At 36.7% G+C, this 19,165-nt stretch carries 18 protein-coding genes; 9 read left to right on the top strand and 9 right to left on the bottom strand.

All coding sequences use genetic code 11. The features are described 5' to 3' along the window. Nucleotides 1-105: 105 nt before the first annotated feature. From BN1066_RS06695 to BN1066_RS06670, 6 genes are all read right to left on the bottom strand, one after another. Complete coding sequence (locus BN1066_RS06695; protein WP_077318667.1) at nt 106-1,371, bottom strand: class II D-tagatose-bisphosphate aldolase non-catalytic subunit; 1,266 nt, start codon at nt 1,369-1,371, stop codon at nt 106-108. A 205-nt stretch (nt 1,372-1,576) separates the two neighbouring features. Beyond that, nucleotides 1,577-2,641 (bottom strand): PTS fructose transporter subunit IIC, encoded by a 1,065-nt coding sequence (locus tag BN1066_RS06690; protein ID WP_077318666.1) that lies wholly within the window; start codon nt 2,639-2,641, stop codon nt 1,577-1,579. Between the two features lie 78 nt (nt 2,642-2,719). Next, nucleotides 2,720-3,034, bottom strand: a complete 315-nt coding sequence (locus tag BN1066_RS06685; protein WP_077318665.1) for a PTS fructose transporter subunit IIB — start codon at nt 3,032-3,034, stop codon at nt 2,720-2,722. 23 nt (nt 3,035-3,057) lie between these two features. Next, nucleotides 3,058-3,513 (bottom strand): PTS sugar transporter subunit IIA, encoded by a 456-nt coding sequence (locus BN1066_RS06680; protein ID WP_077318664.1) that lies wholly within the window; start codon nt 3,511-3,513, stop codon nt 3,058-3,060. Continuing rightward, the gene (locus BN1066_RS06675) at nt 3,510-5,453 is read right to left on the bottom strand and encodes a BglG family transcription antiterminator (protein ID WP_077318663.1); all 1,944 of its coding nucleotides are present in this window, start codon (nt 5,451-5,453) and stop codon (nt 3,510-3,512) included. Before BN1066_RS06675 ends, BN1066_RS06680 begins: the two co-directional genes overlap by 4 nt. 266 nt (nt 5,454-5,719) lie before the next feature. Beyond that, nucleotides 5,720-6,019, bottom strand: coding sequence for a hypothetical protein (locus BN1066_RS06670; protein WP_143695744.1), 300 nt, complete (start codon nt 6,017-6,019; stop codon nt 5,720-5,722). A 244-nt stretch (nt 6,020-6,263) separates the two neighbouring features. Here BN1066_RS06670 and BN1066_RS06665 point away from each other — a divergent pair, with 244 nt between their 5' ends. From BN1066_RS06665 to BN1066_RS06630, 8 genes are all read left to right on the top strand, one after another. Next, the gene (locus BN1066_RS06665; protein WP_077318661.1) at nt 6,264-6,962 is read left to right on the top strand and encodes an HAD family hydrolase; all 699 of its coding nucleotides are present in this window, start codon (nt 6,264-6,266) and stop codon (nt 6,960-6,962) included. A 586-nt stretch (nt 6,963-7,548) separates the two neighbouring features. Next, entirely contained in the window at nt 7,549-8,166 is a 618-nt protein-coding gene (locus tag BN1066_RS06660) for a VOC family protein (protein ID WP_077318660.1), read from the top strand. A 381-nt stretch (nt 8,167-8,547) separates the two neighbouring features. Then, nucleotides 8,548-9,327 carry a MurR/RpiR family transcriptional regulator gene (locus BN1066_RS06655; protein ID WP_077318659.1) on the top strand — a complete coding sequence of 260 codons (780 nt, stop codon included), beginning with the start codon at nt 8,548-8,550 and terminating at the stop codon, nt 9,325-9,327. 603 nt (nt 9,328-9,930) lie between these two features. Then, on the top strand, nt 9,931-10,848 hold the full coding sequence (gene pfkB, locus BN1066_RS06650) for a 1-phosphofructokinase (protein ID WP_077318658.1): 918 nt from the start codon (nt 9,931-9,933) through the stop codon (nt 10,846-10,848). Nucleotides 10,849-10,854: 6 nt separating this feature from the next. Further along, nucleotides 10,855-12,282: a PTS fructose transporter subunit IIC gene (locus BN1066_RS06645; RefSeq protein WP_077318657.1), complete on the top strand. Its 1,428-nt coding sequence runs from the start codon at nt 10,855-10,857 to the stop codon at nt 12,280-12,282. Nucleotides 12,283-12,289: 7 nt separating this feature from the next. Then, the gene (locus tag BN1066_RS06640; protein ID WP_245799719.1) at nt 12,290-12,754 is read left to right on the top strand and encodes a PTS sugar transporter subunit IIA; all 465 of its coding nucleotides are present in this window, start codon (nt 12,290-12,292) and stop codon (nt 12,752-12,754) included. Nucleotide 12,755: 1 nt separating this feature from the next. Continuing rightward, nucleotides 12,756-13,628 (top strand): class II fructose-bisphosphate aldolase, encoded by an 873-nt coding sequence (locus BN1066_RS06635; protein WP_077318656.1) that lies wholly within the window; start codon nt 12,756-12,758, stop codon nt 13,626-13,628. Nucleotides 13,629-13,872: 244 nt separating this feature from the next. Continuing rightward, complete coding sequence (locus BN1066_RS06630; protein ID WP_077318655.1) at nt 13,873-14,733, top strand: Cof-type HAD-IIB family hydrolase; 861 nt, start codon at nt 13,873-13,875, stop codon at nt 14,731-14,733. 521 nt (nt 14,734-15,254) lie between these two features. Here the strand turns inward: BN1066_RS06630 and BN1066_RS06625 are convergent. The 3 genes from BN1066_RS06625 to BN1066_RS06615 all read right to left on the bottom strand — a co-directional run bounded on the left by BN1066_RS06625 (nt 15,255) and on the right by BN1066_RS06615 (nt 18,574). After that, complete coding sequence (locus BN1066_RS06625; protein WP_077318654.1) at nt 15,255-15,524, bottom strand: hypothetical protein; 270 nt, start codon at nt 15,522-15,524, stop codon at nt 15,255-15,257. A gap of 382 nt (nt 15,525-15,906) precedes the next feature. Further along, entirely contained in the window at nt 15,907-16,707 is an 801-nt protein-coding gene (locus BN1066_RS06620) for an N-acetylmuramoyl-L-alanine amidase (protein ID WP_179104329.1), read from the bottom strand. A 382-nt stretch (nt 16,708-17,089) separates the two neighbouring features. Further along, complete coding sequence (locus tag BN1066_RS06615; RefSeq protein WP_077318652.1) at nt 17,090-18,574, bottom strand: potassium/proton antiporter; 1,485 nt, start codon at nt 18,572-18,574, stop codon at nt 17,090-17,092. 416 nt (nt 18,575-18,990) lie between these two features. On the opposite strand from BN1066_RS06615, the gene BN1066_RS20135 reads away from it, so the two are divergent. Next, the gene (locus tag BN1066_RS20135; protein WP_179104305.1) at nt 18,991-19,128 is read left to right on the top strand and encodes a hypothetical protein; all 138 of its coding nucleotides are present in this window, start codon (nt 18,991-18,993) and stop codon (nt 19,126-19,128) included. Nucleotides 19,129-19,165 lie beyond the last annotated feature (37 nt).

Below are 19,165 nucleotides of genomic sequence, written 5' to 3'. Positions count from 1 at the left end.
GTAATAGTAATAACCCGATTGGCAAACGATTAAAATCAGTGGGGATGAGTAGTACCTTCCCCATCCCTATTGATTAGAGCTATCTATCCCTTCAATTCTGCTTTTTTATAGTTTTTCTTTAATTCTCGTCGTAGCACCTTGTAGGTTATAGCATTCTACATAATCGCGTATCGGTCGTTTAATATGTTCCACAATAAAGCGCTGTCCATTAATATTCACCTGATTTAAATTAGCATATAATTTATCAATCTCCTTCTTCACTTCTGCAAGGTTGAATGTGTAATGTCCGGCAATGTCTAAAATAGCAGTAGATAGTTCAGCGTCCTTCATAATTTCATCAACCGTGAGCTTTGTTTGGTCTCCAACCATCCATTTTCTCCATCGTTCACTTTTAATAGCATGATAGAGCAATACATCTCGTAAATTAGATGGATTTTCAATCAAACCATAATCTTTTAACTTCTGTTCGACACTAGCTAATTTTAAATAGCCTCTTGTTTCCTCTGTTCCATACTGAGGTGCTACATTTGTTGCTGCAATCTGTGATGGAATATGCTCTAGTAACGAGACATCATCTAAATAATCACCATTATGTTCTTTTAAACCAACACCATATTTTTTGGCCATTTGGGCGAGCTCATAGGCATTTTCAAAATTAAATTGTCCCACTTGTTCCGTTTTTCTCACTAAAGTTCCGGTTTGTCCAACAATAAAAGTAGGCATTGGTAATCCCTTTTCATCTAATTCTTCTTGTAAGCGAAGAATAAATGTTTCATAAATATTTGTAGATGTTAGTCCCCCATTTGTTTCTTCTGTACCTACTTCATAGCCAATTTCCGGCAGATTTCGAGCTTTTCTCTTCTGTTCGCAATACTCAATTAATTCCACGGTGCGTTCAATTACCGTCTCAAGTGGTATTACTTTTCCCACTTCGAAGGGATCTTTTGTCGGGTCAATCATTAATAAGTCAAAGCCCGCTTCAATATCCGCTAAATATGATTTTTTTCCTAGAGCCATTGCTTCATTTACTGGTAAATGCTCATTTCTTTCTTTGTCTCGTTGCCACGGACCACCGTGATCTCGACAAACATAGTACAAGCCGTTAAAGTTTGTTTTTACTGCCATTTCTTTAATAGCTTCCATAAAGGTAAACTGATTCCATCCATTTACATAACCACCGCCAAGTTCATCCATATCTACTTGGTTTCTGCTAGCAATGAACATTAATGGAAAATCATAATCTCTAGCTAATTCAAAGCTTGCTTGTAATAAATTCTTTGACATTGGGCCAATACCTAATAATGTTGCGCTTTTATCTTCTTCTTGCAATTCTAACAATGCTTTAACAGTTGATTTGATAGGTGTTTTCATAATTATGATTCCTCCTGTTGTAAATAATGGTGCTGTTCAAAAAGCGGGCAGTGAAGGTCAAGAAGTACTAGAGTGCCAACGTCTTGGTTAGATTTAATAATTGCCGGTTAGATGTTAGATCTATTGGAAACCAATACAGATATTCGTATGGTTAATTTCTTGAAGAAGCTTTATTAAGTTAAAAGATTCACATAAAGACCAACATTTATTTAGTTTTAGGTAGCTCAGCTTCTGGAAGATCAGGTTTTGTAAAATGTAATATTAAAGCTGTTACAAGTGACCCTATCAGCATGGCTAAGAAGAACCATAGTTTCCCATCAACTGCGCCAATGACGATTAATCCTCCATGCGGAATATACGTACCTACATTTTGCAGCATGCCGATTCCACCGCCAACAGCGCTACCAATCATAATGGCAGGAATTACTCGTTTTAAGTCATTTACGGCAAACGGAATTGCTCCTTCGGTAATACCAATCAATCCCATAAAACCAGCACTAACACCCATTCCACGCTCTGCCTTCGTATATTTTCTTCGTGAAATAAATGTAGAAATAGCAAGTCCTAATGGAGGAATAGCAACAGCGATACGGTGGGCACCATTTGGCTCAAAAATACCTTCTGCCATTAAAGCTAACGTAAAGGCAGTCACAGTTTTATTAATTGGTCCTCCCATATCAATAGCGGTAAATGCACCAATGACCAATCCTAAAAGTAAGGCGTTACCTCCCTGTAATGAAGATAGGAAATCAACGAGTGATGTTACAAACCCAGATAGTGGTTGAGCTAGGATATAAATATAAACCATCCCAACAATAAATGTAGTAATAATAGGAATGATTAAGATAGGCATAATAGTCCTTATCGTAGGACCAACTTTCCACGTTTTTACATATTTTGCAAGATAGCCAGCCATAATTCCGACAATCATAGCTCCTAAAAACCCAGTAGATACACCTTCATCACCCAATGGGGTATTAGCAATATGACCTAGTATCATACCAGGAATAAGTCCAGGCTTCCCTGCAATAGAATAGGCAATATAGCCAGCTAAAATTGGGATCATCATAGCAAAACCTGCTACTCCGATTGTGTTTAAATTTTGTAGAAACGGGTTTGTTACAACCATTCCTTCATCTGTTGGCGTTCCTGAAGATAATGCGATTGCTAAAAATATCCCCCCGACAATTACGGAAGGCATCATGTACGATACCCCAGTGCTAAACGCTTTTTTTAAATCCTCTCCTACTTTTTTACCATTGAAGGACATAATTATCCCCTCCTAATTCAGAATGTTCAAATAAAATAACTGACACGAATAGTAGGACAAATGTATCGCTTTTTTAAATTATAAGTTTTCTAGCTGATCAATGACATTGCTTACATTTTTAATAACGACAGATGGATCTAATGTAATAACTTTTCCTTCCTCTCTTTTTTCATCAAAACGCTCATCACCTTCAATGCCAATAGAAATAGCGAGAATGACTGCGTCTGCGTTGGCAATTTCTTCATCAGTTAATTCATTTTCAATTCCCATTCCACCTTGGGTCTCTATCATTGCTTCATACCCTCTTTTTTGGCATTCCTTTTCTATAGCTTCTTGTGCCATGTATGTGTGTGCAATTCCCGTTGTACAAGCTGTAACACCTACGATTTTCATGGTTCATTTCTCCTTCTTAATAGTTAGTTCTTGATTCTTTCATTAATTTCATTTAATTGTTTAAATGCAGCTTTCGCATCCGTACATGCGAATAGTTTTTTTCTAAACACTTCATCCATTAGCTTTTTGCTTACTTGAGAAATATATTTAAGATGAATTTTACTACCGCCATTTTCAGGAACACCGATTAAAAATATATGCTTTACGAGATCATCTCCTCTCTCATCCCATTGAAAGCTGTTTTTTGTACTTAAGTAAGTTATAAATGGTTCATTTATAACATGGGATTTTCCATGGGGAATAGCAACATTAAAATCAACAGAAGTTGGAACTTGCTTTTCTCGATTTAAAACAGCTGTCATAAACGTTTGTTTATCAGTAATTAAATGGTTTGTAAACGCTTGGTTAACTAAAAACTCCAATACATCAAGTCTATTATGAAGGTCGACATTTAAAAAAATCATTTCTTTGTTGATCAAGATATACCACTTCCTAACAAGCTGATAAATTTATCTTTACTGGATTTTATCCATAATTGTTCTACTGTTTCTTTATCTTCAATTAAATTGTAAACACAGCTAAGTATTTCTTTAACATGCTGTAAGTCTCGTTTGGAAATACAGATAAAGAAGACAACATGGATTAATTGCTCATTCCATTTCAACGGTTTCTTATTAACATAAATGGCAAGTACGGATTTTTTCACGAATTGTGGGTTTCCGTGCGGAATAGCAACTCCAGTTGGTAACACAATATCTCCTACTCGCATTCTCTCGAATACGCTTTCTTTATATGCCGTATTTACATAACCTTTTGCAACTAAATTATCTATGACATCGTGCATAGCTTCAGTCATACATTTATATTCACAGTCAAATTCAATCAATCTTTTGTCGATATATGGTTTAATTTTAGTCAAGCAATAATGGACTTCTTTTTTTGCTTTGCGTTTATTGTCTGTTAAAACAAAATTAGCATTGTAAAATCTCGAAATATTTTCCATGTCATCATTGCTTATAAGCGGTGACACCACAATTAATGGTGTATTCTGTACTTTAATATGTGCAGTTGAAATAATAAAATCTACTTTTTTTAGATTGACTTTAGTCATTTCATCAAAAGATGCTATTTCTATTAGATCAAGGGGCGGAAGTATTTTCCGAACTCTATTTAATAATAGTCCAGACATGGTGATTCCGGTTGGACAAATAATTAGCACTCGTTTTCTTAGCTGCATACGATCAAGTGCAGATTGGAAATAAATCATTAGAAAGCCAATTTCATTTTCGGTAAATTTTATATCTAATTGATCTTCAAATCCGCTCATCACAAACCATGTAATGTTGTACATTAATCCAAATTCATGCTTGATTTGCGTTATGAATGGATTTTGAACAGAATAATTATGTTTTAGTCGATAGATCATCGATGGAAAATGCTTTTCTAATTGACTGGATAATTTATTATCTTTTGTTAAGTCTACCTTTAGCATTTTGCTGACTTTTACTAATATCTTTTCTATAATTGGCTTAAAATCCATGTCTATTTCGCCTAAGCTCATTTTATTGGCAGCCATATGACGATTAAGATATGTTGCGTCACCTTTAGTAAATTTAATTCCAGTCATACCAGATATTTCTTCTAAAATGATGTTAGGTTGATTAGAGTTTATTGATTGCTTTAATGACTTAGCTTGAATATGGTGTCCTAATGATGCTCTGTAGGTTAAAACAATAATGATACTTAAAATATTGTATACATAATAGTCGGCAATCAATTCCAATTTATTAACGGCAAACTTATAAAGCGAGTTATGACATATTTCTACTAATTCTTTTCCATAAAGTTCATTGAGAAAATCATATTTTTGTTGTTTGTTTTCTGAAAAAGCCATCTTTTTTGCTTCATATTTGCTGATTAGTGCATTGAACAAGACAAGTGTGTTTTGCAGCTCTTGCTCGGTTCCTTCTATTCGTGTTCCTTGTGTATCGCTCACTAATTGTACAGTTGATTGATTTAAGAATTGTTCCTTAATAAAATTTAAATCATTATTAATTGAACTCTTGCTGACGAAATAGTGATCGGCTAGATTACTTAGTGTGACCGTTTCCTGATTAAACAGTAAGCGTCTAATAATTTGAATTCTTCTTTCTTTCACACCATATAGCAATTTAGAAGTTAACGTATCTGAATGGTCGAATTCAACAGCCTTTTTATTACCAATTAATTTAATTCCTACCCCCCTTTTTCTGACAAGTTTAAAACCTAATTTATGAACGTAAAGCTCCATTTTTTTGATATCTGAGTGAACCGTTCGTGTAGATACATGCAATTTATTTGCAAGATACTCTGCAGTTTTCATTTCAGATTCTTTCATAAGCAATTTGATTAAAAGCATTTGTCGATTCGTTAACTCCACTGTTGTAAACCTCCTTTAGAGCAAAACTTAAAGAGATTTTTATGACGATAAAATGTGAACCTCATTACATATTTAAGTTTATTCCTACCTGCGATTAATGTAAATGACAGTTTGTTTCAATAACTAATTGCAAAATTATAAACGCTTTCATAATAAGCATTGCAGAGATATTGGAACCTTTTCCCAATTAATGGGGAGGTGAATGATGGTATTTGACAACCCGGTATTATCTGATACTATCTTGTACTATAAGAAAGTATAAAATTTTAGGGTTTATCCCGCATGTAAGGTGCCGTAATCTCCCACTTCAAGTCCTGAATTGATACAAAAGGGTCAAAGTGGGAGAAAACGGCACCTAAATGCCCGATTGGTTCAACTAACATTCCGTGTAAAAAGCATTCCACGGAATAAAGTTTCACTTTATCCCGCATGTAAGGTGCCGTAATCTCCCACTTCAAGTCCTGAATTGATACAAAAGGGTCAAAGTGGGAGAAAACGGCACCTAAATGCCCGATTGGTTCAACTAACATTCCGTGTAAAAAGCATTCCACGGAATAAAGTTTCACTTTATCCCGCATGTAAGGTGCCGTAAGTTTCCCACTTCAAGTCCTGAGTTCGTGCAAAGGGTCAAAGTGGGAGAAAACGGTACCTAAATGCCCGATTCGTTTAACTAACATTTCTTGGGAAAAGCATTCCAAGAAATGAAGTTTCACTTTATCGTATAAGAAAAACTACAGCTTTCGCTAAAAACTTGGCGATAAGCCAAGTTTTTCTAATAAGAGTACTCAGTTTAAGTTGAGGAGCGAAACCATGACTATCATAGCCTTTGATTTAGATGACACCTTATATGATCGAACCTTGCCACTACAGAAGACATTTAAAGAGTTTTCAGCAACGAAACAGCTTAACTTTAGTCAAATTTATCCCATCTATCAAAAAAATAGTGATATCGGATTTGAACAGGTGACTAGAAAACGTTGGACATTAGAAGAATCTTATGTATTTCGTATTCAAGAGACGTTACAGGAATTAAATATTACGATTACTGAGCAGGAAGCTCTAGCATTCCAAGCAATGTATAAAAATAATCAGGAGCATATCGAATTAAGACCTTATATAAAAGAGATATTGGATTTCTTGCAAGATAAAGGGATACAAACGCTTATTATCACGAATGGGCCATCACGTAACCAGCGGAAAAAAGTAAAAAATCTAGGGTTAAATAACTATTTTTCTGACAAAGAAATTATCGTTTCAGAGGAAGAACATCTTGCAAAACCAGATCAGAAAATATTTGAATTAGCCGAAGATAGATTCCGCTTTACGAAACAGGGTGCCTGGTATATTGGCGATAACTATCAAATCGATATGATTGGTGCCCATCAAGCCGGATGGACAGCCGTTTGGCTTAATCCAGCAAAGCAATTACCCGCAAATCAACCTAGTGTAGCGAATAAAACAGTACACACTACGGAAGAATTAAAGTCTTACTTATTTCACGTGTTATAAAGCAATGTTAAGTGATTTTGCTATACGTTAGCTGTAACTAGTACATGTATTACGTAGATACATTACTAGTAGATTGTAAGAATTATCCGCTTTCTGTACTCCATTATTCTAAAAGTGATGTTAGGATAATGGATTTTCTTATTGTATAAGAAATTATACATTTTATTGATGTTTTAAGAGAAGAGTATTCCTTGAATGGAGTTTCACTTTACCCCATGTAAGGTGCCGTAAAACTACAACTTAGTGAATAGAGAAGTATACATTGTAGAAACGGCACCTAAATGCCCGATTGGTTCAGAGGCCTTTAAGGTCATACCCTTGCGGTACTAACATTTCTTGGTTAAAGCATTCCAAGAAATGAAGTTTCACTTTACTGTTTTCAGAAGGTTTGCCGTTTGTACGCTGGAAACCAAGTGTTTTAGATTTTGTTCGGTGAACATGATTATCTGTAATTTATGGTATGTAACATAAATAAGTGCATTTGGGAATACATCTAGTATAAGTAGACATAAGTAGTAATTTATGTTATTTTTATTATGAATTAAGATATTTTTAATTCATAATAAATTCGGTGGGAGGTTTTAATATGAATCAGTTAAAGGGGATTCATCATGTATCGGCTATTACGAGCAGTGCAGAGAAAATTTATGAGTTTTTCACATATGTACTTGGGATGCGCTTAGTTAAAAAGACAGTAAATCAAGATGATATTCAAACGTACCATTTGTTCTTTGCAGATGATAAAGGCAATCCTGGTACGGATATGACCTTTTTCGATTTTCCGGGAATTCCTAAAGGCTCACATGGAACGAATGAGATTTATAAGACGTCTTTTCGTGTTCCTTCTGATGCAGCTCTTACCTATTGGGTAGAACGATTTGATCGCTTGGAAGTGAACCATACAGGAATCCAAGAGCAATTTGGCAAAAAAACAAATTGGAAAACGCGAATGGAAAACGTCGGATTCCAGACTTCCGGGTTCGTTAATCGATATTATTTTGAATCGCTTTACACGCGCGTGGTACCGCAAATTTTGTTTGAATTCGCAACAGAGGGACCTGGATTTATGATTGATGAACCATATGAAACACTAGGGGAAAAGCTGTCTTTACCGCCATTTCTTGAGCCGAAACGAAAAGAAATTGAGCACATGGTACGACCGATTGATACAGTTAGAAGCACGATTAAATTTACGAAGGAATAGCTCTGGTATATTGTGACAGCAAAATTAATGAGATAAGCTTTATTTATAGAAGCGTAACGAAAGCAAGGAAACACCTTCCATTCAGTGTGTTTATGAATTTGTATAATGGATAAGCAAGACTAGTCCTATCATGATGGAAGCCATTCGATCTTGACGGGGAAAGCTTTAACGAATACGATAAGATATAAGATGAAGCATTCTCTATACTCTTTCCGTTTAAAGTTTGTAAAGGTAGTTTACAACGATTAATTGTTGAAATGGACTGAAATATCCCCCACTAGCGGGTGGGGGAAAACGTCATTTTCTAACGATCAGTAGGGTTGAAACCCCCCTGATTAGTATGGCATATTTCTGACGTACCCCATGAATGGGAGGGTTAACATGGACAAGCCTTTATTCAATATTCCTCATCAAACGTATTCCATGCTCAGTCAAAGTGAAAGGTACTTACTTGAGTTCATTCATGAGCATATGGATGAAATAGCTGATATGTCAATTGTTACACTTAGTGAACAGGCAAATGTATCGACAGCAACGATTGTCCGATTAATGAAGAAAATTGGTTATAATGGTTATACTTCATTTAAATATCGGTTGAAACAAGATAAGCAAATGGTGGATACCAATGATTTACTGGCAGATATTGATGATGATATTAAACAGGTCATTAAGAAAAATGAAGAAGAAGTATCGCGAACGATTCAGCTACAGAGCATTGGACAAATTGAAGATGTTGTTCAGAAAATGTATAAAGCAGAGCGGATTTACATTTTTAGCCGCGGTTTTTCAGAGATGATTGCAAAAGAAATGATGATTAAGCTGCAAGCATTAGATAAAATCTGTGAAACGCATGAGGATCCGAATATTATTCGGGTGAAATCCCGCAAAGTTACGAGACATGATATCGCGATTTTTATATCGTTAAATGGTGAAACGGAAGAGCTGGTAGAAGCGTGTCAAAACTTAAATATTAGACAAGTAACGACAATCACCTTAACCACCAAAGTGGATTCGTCCTTAAGCCGTTTATCTGACATGACTTTATTAGGTTATAAAACAGAGCATTCCCTGTTTCCGGAATATGAAGTACGCTCTCGTCTATCGCTTAATGTCATTGCGAGGATACTGCTTGACTCTTATGTGATTCGAACAAGAAAATAAGAAGTTGTTTTAGCCACTTACTGAGGTAGGAATTGTTTATCAGTGAGTGGCTTTTTTGTTTAGGAACTGATATCTGTTTCCCCATGGTGGATAACTTTTTTTAAAAGAGTAGCTTCGTCGTCTAGCTTAAGCGCTCGTGTTGCATATAGTAAACTTCGCTTTTTTCCTACGCTAAGTCAGCATGGACTTGAATCTAAAGCGGGCTTGCCACTTAGGTATCGGCATATCCCTAGGTTTCCTTTATCCCAATCCCGAATGAAAGGAACCATACTTTCCTTATTCTAAAATCTGCTTATGTTTTGCGAACATAATAAGAAAAACGGCTCCTAAATTCCCGATTCGTTTAGGGCAACAGGGCAAAATTGCTGCGGTAGCAATACTCGCGATTTTTAAAAGGATGTCGATCACAAAGGCGTTACAACAAAGAAATTACGAACTTCGCCTTTGATCTACTGTTTTATCCTGTCAGAAATTCTCCAGTTTGTACGTCTAACTTGAGTGCTTTTAGCTTTTGCTCTTGTATATGGGTTTACATAAACTGAAAACATTTACATAAAAATCTGTGCCATACTAAAAGTAACAAAAGAGAAAGAAGGTGAGGCTGTGATCTATACATGCACAATGAACACCGCAATCGATTTGTACGTGGCGATGGAAGCGTTAAAGCCGAATACTGTGAATCGAACATACGATGAAGATTACCAGCCAAACGGAAAAGGTGTCAATGTCTCTTTGATGCTGAAAAAAATGGGAATAGCTAATACGGCGTTAGGATTTATCGGTGGATTCTCAGGTGATTTCATTCAAGAAGAACTAGAGAAATTAGATATTACTACGGATTTTATTAAAGTCGATGGCAATACACGTATTAATGTATTTATAAATGCGGATGAGGAATACAAAATTGTCAATCGAGGACCAGTTATTCATCAACAGGCTTTAGCTAAACTGTTGAAAAAAATAAACGAAATTCCTGCAGAAAGTATCTTAATCCTATCCGGAAGTCTTCCGCGTGGGGTAGATGAACGCGTTCTAGTTACCATTGCAAACATTTGTAATAAGAATGATGTGAAACTGATCCTTGATTCTAGTTCACCTGTTGTATTAGAAACACTTCCTTATGGTCCATATTTATTAAAGCCGAATGAAGATGAACTGGCACAGCTATTTGGCGAAAACTCCTTATCGGAAGAGCAGATGATAGCATATGGCGAAGAATTGATTCAACGGGGAGCAAGACATGTCATTATTTCCAGAGGAGAAGACGGGGCATTATATATAGATAAGCAAACTGTCATCAAATCGAGTTCCCCTAAAGGGAAAGTAGTCAACACTGCTTGTGCGGGAGATGCTTTATTAGCTGCTTTTATCGCCAAAACAATCGGTAATAAAAGTCCGGTTGAGGCACTTGCTTATGCTGTAGCTACAGGTGCTTCGACAGCATTTTCTAAGGGATTAAGTGATTTAACGGATATACCAGAGTTAATGAATCAAGTTCATATAACAAGTTTAGGGAGGTAAAAAAGCATGACAAAGAAAAAAATTGTTGCTGCTACAGGTTGTCCAACTGGTATTGCACACACATTTATGGCTGCGGAAGCTTTACAAAAAGCAGCTGAAAAATTAAATGTGGAAATCAAAGTAGAAACACATGGGCAAGTCGGTATTGAAAATGCATTGACACCACAAGATATCAAAGAAGCGGATGGTGTCATCATTGCTGCTGATAAAGATGTACAAGCAGACCGTTTTCATGGCAAGCCGGTCGTAGATGTTCCGGTTGCAAAAGGAATTCGGGAACCAGAAGCACTTATTCAGCAAATAATAAATGGACAAGCTCCAGTGTACTATGCTTCCGATTATGAGGGATCCGGTGAACAGGACGCAAATAATGTTGAAGGTGCAACTCACCATACGAATGGGAAGTGGGTCCATACGATTTACAAACATTTAATGAATGGTGTATCTCATATGCTGCCATTTGTTGTCGGTGGCGGGGTACTCATCGCTGTATCATTTTTATTTGGTATCTACTCCGCTGACCCGAAACATGAGCAATACAATGAATTCGCAGCTCTTTTGAAAGAGGTTGGGGGTTTGAGTTTTAGTCTGATGGTGCCAATTTTGGCAGCATTTATTGCCGAATCGATTGCGAAACGACCGGGTATGGTAGTTGGCTTTATTGGCGGTTTATTAGCTAGTCAAGGTGGAGCTGGGTTTTTGGGAGGTATATTAGCAGGATTTATTGCAGGTTATATTATCATCTTCTTACAAAAACTATTTAAAAATTTACCACGCTCGTTGGATGGATTAAAGTCGATATTTTTGTATCCAGTACTTGGTATTTTTCTAATCGGTTTGATTATGAAACCAATTATCATTCCGGTTACAGGGTTAAATGAAGGTTTGATGGATTTCTTAGCGTCTGTTCAATCAACGAATCCATTATTACTCGGTCTGATTGTCGGTGCTATGTGTGGATTTGATATGGGTGGTCCATTTAACAAGGCGGCCTATGTAACAGGCACTTTATTACTAGCTGAAGGTAACTTATATTTTATGGCTGGTGTTTCAGCTGCTTGTATTGCCCCACCATTGATTATTGCTTTTGCAACTGTCATGTTTCCAAAATATTTTTCTAAAGAGGAGCGAAATGCTGGAGCTGTTAATTTTATTTTAGGCTCTACCCATATTACGGAAGGTGCTATTCCATTTGCCGCTAAAAACCCAATCGTCGTTTTACCAATTATTATGCTTGGTTCGAGCATTGCGGCAATAATGACGTATCTGTTTAAAGTACAGGTACCAGCACCACATGGAGGATTTTTAGTTCTACCTGTCGTAACAGGAGCATTTCAATGGGTACTATCTATCCTTGTAGGATCGTTAGTAGGAGCATTTCTCTATGGAATATATCGGAAAAACGCTGCTCAAAAGAAAAAAATCGAAGGGTGATGAAGTTATGAAACAGATGATTCAGCCAGAATTTATTAAACTTCAAGCAACAGCATCTTCACAGCAAGGAGTCTTTCAAACGATTGCTGATATCGCTGTTGACAATGGAATTGCCAATTCTGCCGAAGCTGTTGTAGAAGGGCTAAAGGCTCGAGAAGAAGAGAGCACAACCGGCTTTCAGGAAGGGTTTGCTATTCCACATACCCAAGTGGATGAAGTGGAGAAGCCAGCAATTATTATTGTACGTACGGAAACAGGAATAGAGTGGGAGTCATTTGATGGGAAGCCGGCATTTTTCTTTCTATCCTTGCTCATTCCGAAATTAGAGGCAGGGACAACACATTTACAAGCACTATCTGCATTATCGCGAGCATTAATCAATGAAGAAATCAGACAAGCGATGCTAACAGCAACAACAGAAATCGAACTTGCTCGTATTGTAAGTCAAGCTATCTCAGGAGAGGACGATTAATATGCCACTTATATCAACGACACCAATGCTAGAACAGGCAAAAAGCGAAAATTATGGAATTGTTGCTTTTAATATTCATTCTTTTGACAGCATTTATTGGGTATTGGAAGCAGCAGCGGAAATGAGATCACCAGTTATTTTACAAACAACTGTAGGTACTGTGAAAGCACTCGGGGCAGAAAATATCGTGAAAGTTGCTACAGCAGCAGCAGATTTTTATAACATCCCAACAGGTCTCCATTTGGATCACTGTACTGATTATGAAGTCATTAAGCAAGCTGTTCGTGCAGGCTACACATCTGTCATGATCGATGCTTCCAGGCAACCATTTGCGGAAAATGTGCAGCAAACGAAGCAAGTGATGGAACTGGCAGGATCTTTAGGTGTAAATGTAGAAGCAGAACTAGGCAAAGTTGGTGGGGTAGAAGAAGATATTGTCGTTTCTGAAAAAGATGCCCAAAAAGCGGTACCAGAGGAGTGTAAGAAGTTTGTTTCCTTAACTGGTGTACCAACGCTTGCCCCAGCAATAGGTACAGCACACGGGATATATAAAGGTGAACCTGAGATTGACTTTGCACGAATTGAACAAATTAGTAAAATCGTAGACATTCCGCTCGTATTACATGGAGGTTCGGCTGTACCAGAAGATGATGTACGTAAATGTGTAGCACTAGGTATGGCAAAGGTTAATGTTTCGACAGAACTTAAAAATGCCTACTCTATCGCCATTCGGGAGCATTTTGTAGACAATCCTGATAGCCTGGATCCACGAGCTTATTTACAAAAAGCGAAGGAAGCAGCAAAATCAATGGTAATATCCAAAATTAAAATGGTTGGCAGTGAAGGTAAGGTGGAGGATGCGGTTATTAAATAATGGGGATATAGCTCACGTTATTAACCAATTTTATTTTAGAAACCTCAATTATAATTCGGATAGCATTCACTATCAACGATCAATTTGTGTATAAATAAATACCTTTACGCTGCACCTTATACGAAGCACATTATGAAAAGGTCTTTCTCGAGCATTGAGGAAGACCTTTTGATACAATAATAGAGTAGATAATGTGAAGAGGCTAACATTAATACGATTGCTAAGTAAATGAGGAGGGGACGCATTGAAGCTAATTGCGATTGACTTAGATGGAACATTACTAGCAGATGATGGGACGATAAGTATGGAGAATGTTCGTTCTATTCGCGAGGTACAGGATAAAGGACATGTTGTATCCATTGCTACCGGAAGATCTTTGCAGGATACGAAGGAAATTCTTCGTCGCTCTAATCTTGATTGCCCCATAATTGTCGGCAATGGTGCAAGATCATTTCATCATGGAATAGATTTACATCAGCTATATTTAAAAACCGATGTAGCGAAAGAATTAATATCATTTTTACGAGACTTGGAAGTATACTTTGAGATGTATACAAATGATGGTATATTACTAGAAAAGCACATGGAAACAATTTTACGAAAAGAGTTACCTAATGTCAGTAAAGATATCCCCGTGAGTCTTGATCAACTGATTGCAATTCAGCGTGGACAACATGGCTTACAAATAGTTGATGACTATGAAACGGTCTGTTCATCGTATGAGGGAGTGTATAAAGTATTTGTACTATCTCTGCTTAGCAAAAAGCGGGATCAATTAAAGAATTGGATTGACTCAAGGAAGGATATATCCATCACTTCTTCAGGGAGAGAAAAACTTGAAATTGCTCATCATCGAGCAAGTAAAGGATATGCACTTGAACTACTGGCAAAACATTTTAATATCCCAATGAAAAATACAGTTGCAATTGGGGATAATTTTAATGATCTATCTATGTTCAGAGTAGCTGGAATAAGCATTAGTATGGGAAATGCCGAGGATGAAGTAAAGCAAGAAACGACATACACAACTAAAAATTATGATCAACATGGAGTCGCTTATGCATTGAGAACCTATGTCCTTGATGATGCAGTGGTGAAGAAATGATGAAGACATGTGTCAATCATTAGTGGATCTATGCTATCACAAAGCACTATGTAAGATAACGTAGTGCTTTTGTTGTCGATATCTGCTTTTTTTTACTAGTTTGAAAGTAGCTTCGTTTAGCCAAACCCAGTGATAATTCGGCTCTTTCCGTCATTTTATTTTTTATTGGTGAACGTATAAATGTTAGCGAAATAACCATATTTAGTTTTACTCGTATCAAGTACTTCTATGTTAAGAGTAAAGATAATACGTCAAGTCTAAGGGGGAAATAACAGTACCTAACCTGATCCGTTGGAACAAGAAAAAGAAAGATTTCTTGGTAGTTCTGTGCGGTGTTGATGTAACTTCCGATGCTGCTCCGACAGAAAAAATGTTTTTCATTTTCGGAGATAACAAGTAAAACGATAGAGTGCACGCAAAAAAATGTCTTTCTTTTTCAAGGAGCAGTTAGATAATTTAGTGTTTGTTTTACTTCTATCAGTAGGAAATAAAGGAAAAGCGTTATAGAATGAAGCTTCCCTTTACTTATGTATAATAAATACACTAAATAGAACACCTATATTTACTCCGATTAAGATGGCGATGGCAAATAAACCAATCCCTATCTCCGCCCACTTTCCATCAGCAAAGATACTAAGAATAAATAGGGTAAAGCTAAGCAGGCTAACAACTGTAGTAATCAGATAAACAATGGTTCGATGGAGATAACGTGCTAGTACAATGATTGTAATTGCTGCGAAAAAACCGGCAAGAATAAAGGGGCTCCATCCATTAATAAGATATTTATACATCATAAAACCTCCAATAATAAATAAAAATCCCTACGAAGTGTTTCTAGAAAGACGGTTACATGTAAATTTTAAATAGGAATGGGTGGACTAATAATGGTACGAATTTTTTATAAAATATCAATATTATAGATCACGAATGAAGTCCTTTGTATGTATATTCTTGTACCTTTAAAAACAGCACTATTTTGGTCTAATCTGCCGCCAACTTTTGATTCGTTATAGTCTATGCCATTGCTCTAACTGAAGTAATTGCTTACTTGTACTTAAGTGACAAAGAATTATTTCTAAGCTGGAATATTTCCTCATGTACAAGTAAAAACAAGCGCCTTTTTCATAAAAAGGACACTTGCTTGTATCGCTTACATTCAACAATGCTACCTTTTTAACGATTTTCTCTAACTATATAGGCATCTGGCACACCTGCGCGTTTTACTTTGGCCAAATGTGCTTCAGCATTCGTTTTATCTGTAAATGCACCTGCCTGAACTCGATACCACTTTTCTCCAGATATCGTAATTAATGCAACAAAGGAATCAATCCCTTTTGTTTTTAGCATCTGAACACGTTGCTCCGCATGATCTTTTGCTTTAAATGAACCAGCGACAATTCGAAAAACGGTCCCGGAGCCTGCCTTTTTTTTCAGATTGAACGCTTTTTCCAACCCATTAATGTGGCCGCGAGCAACTGTTTCTCTCCATGAAGCAGTGCGCATCAATGCAGCATCATTAGGATTATCAATAAAGCCGTTTTCCGTTAACAGAGCTGCCATAGCCGACTCTCGCAATACGTGAAAATTTGCTTTTTTCTGTCCCCGATTCTGCAAATTATTTACTTTCGTAATCTCAGCGTGAAGCAAGTCTTGATAACGCCCTGTTTCAGAACTATCGGAGAGCGAAGAATGAATATAGTCCTCATACCCCCTAGCAGAACCATTAAAAGCATTACAATGAATCGAAAGAAAATAATCTGCACCCCAGCTATTTGCATCATTAGTACGCTGAGCGAGGCTAACGGTAGTGTCTGTCGTTCTGCTCATCCTTACTTGAACATTGCTATACTCATTCGTCAAGATATTTTTTATTCTTGTAGCGATATCTAATGTTATATTCTTTTCATATAGTCCATTACCAGATGCGCCGTTGTCAGATCCGCCATGACCAGGGTCTAAATATAGCTTCATGATCATTCCTCCATTCTTTTATTTTTCCTTCCCTACCAAAATATGCTGTCGAATTTAATCGAATTGGATAGTCATCATATTTTAGCTGCAAATCCATACCTGTCACCTTGTTTATTAATGGATAGATTAGTGAGTTACATGTAGATCAACTAAAGTTAGCCTAACTACTCAAATTAGCAAGGAGGTTTCATGAAAAAAGGGGAAAAGGCTTGATAAAAAAATGATAGGAGAGTCCGCTCGAAGTTGAACCAGAACATCGAAAAGTCGCGTTTAAAGCTACAAAGCCTGAAAACGAAGCATGCAAAAGGAGCTGCCCAATACATCAACTGATTGGACAGCTCCTTACCTTACCTGCTAGGAAATAAAAGTTGAATTATAGTAAATTCTATACATCTTTGTCAACTTTTTTTGTAGGCACTTTTTTTTCTTTTTGTCCGACTAATACTTTCTTCGCTTTTACTCTATTTTTCTTATTACTCAACACATAAACAGTATCGTCCTCTAAAAGAGCTGTATCACCGGTTGGTGTGATAATTTGTTTGTCGCGAATGATCCCAATAACTAATGTATCGTCGGGAAATTCAATATCATTTAATGTTTGGTTAGTAGCAGGCGACTGAGAAGAGATACGTACTTCCATAATTTCTGCTTCTGTGTTGCCTAAGTGAATTAACTCCAGTGATGGCTGACCAGGCTCCCTTTTTTCTCCGGTTAAATCGAGCTTAGAGGCCAGCCAAGATAATGTGCTTCCTTGTACAAGTGCGGATATAAGCACAACGAAGAAGACAGCATTAAAAATAAGATCACTATTTTCAACATCAGCAACAATCGGGTAAGTTGCTAGGACGATTGGTACAGCGCCTTTTAGTCCTGCCCAAGAAATAAACAGCTTTTCCTTTAGGCTATATTTCATAAATAACATCGTAATAAATACAGCGACAGGTCTTGCGATAAACATTAAGATAAGTGTTAATAATATGCCTTGCCAGAAAACAGATGGCAATTGATTGGGAAAGACAAACAGTCCAAGTAAAATAAACATAAGAATTTGCATCATCCAAGCAAATCCTTCGTTAAAGCGCATAATCGAGAAGCGATACATTAAATCGCTATTGCCGACAAACACTGCCATCACATAAACAGCAAGTAAGCCACTACCACCGAGGAAGTCAGCAATAAAATATGTAGCTGTTGCCATACCAACTGCAAGAGCAGGATATAGTCCCGATGTATCCAAATCAATATTATTAATGAAAAGCACGGTAACTTTTCCAAGCACTATTCCAAGAATTAGACCTAAGCTCATTTGTAGAAAAAAGCTGCCGACTGTTGTCCATATGGAAGCATCGGGAATTTGAATTAACTCGATAAAAGCTACGGTGAGGAAGACAGCCATCGGATCATTCGAGCCTGATTCTGCTTCCAATGTTGATTTTAGTTTTGCTTTTATATTTTTACCGCCCAGAACCGAAAATACAGCAGCGGCATCAGTTGAACCTACAATTGCTCCAAATAACATACCTTCTAATAAGGTAAGATCTAATATGTACATTGCAGCAATTCCAGTTAAGATGGTCGTAAGTAAAACACCGATTGTTGCGAGTAATCCGGCTGCGCCAAGAATTGGACGAACAAGCTCCCATTTTGTTTGAGTGCCGCCTTCAAATAGGATAATGATTAATGCCATAATTCCAATTAGCTGCATCAAGTGAACATTTTCAAAGTAGATGAATCCATTTAAGCCCATACCGATTAAGAGGAATAAAACAAGGGCAGGTAATCCGAGTCTTGAGGAAAATTTTGCGGCAACTACTCCGACAATAAGCATGGCAGATACAAGAAAAATAAGCATTTGCAACGATAAGTCCATGTTGAACAACCCTTCCAGAAAATAATCTTCTTTTATTATACCGATAAATTTTATGTTTTGAAAAAAATTGAAACTTTGTCTTATATGTAAGCGTGTAAAATTGTATAAGCGATGAGAGCAGACCAATATAACGCTTTAATGTTCCATTTATTTCGGAATGCAGAATGAAACATTGCTTGAATCAAGATTACATGAAGAAAAGGAATAATGCACCTACCACATAGCAGCAACAAAAAAACAGGCTTCATTGACAGCTTACTTTTATTTTGTTTTTTCCGCCATGAGAGAAAACTAAACTTTCTTGGAAGAGTTTTTACTAACAAATGTATGTTTATTGGAATAAGTTAAGCCATTAAACGAATACTAAACATAAAAAAATATAGCTAGCTATTTCATTTTTGCAAGGAGGTAACGTGATGACAGATAAGCAGCGACAATTCAAAGAAACGAGTAACCATGGAGAGCATCGAAATGGACGTAAAAGTCCATATAAAAATAGTAATTCACACGGGCAAGATATACCAAATGAATATGTAAGTGATCGGAAAAAATAACATGATGGGCATAAGCTAAATAGCACAAACCGAACAA

Origin of the sequence: Virgibacillus proomii (assembly GCF_900162615.1) — a bacterium.
GTDB classification, from domain to species: Bacteria; Bacillota; Bacilli; order Bacillales; family Amphibacillaceae; genus Virgibacillus; species Virgibacillus proomii.
The sequence above is the reverse complement of the archived record's forward strand: the minus strand, read 5'-3'. Positions and strand labels throughout refer to the sequence as shown.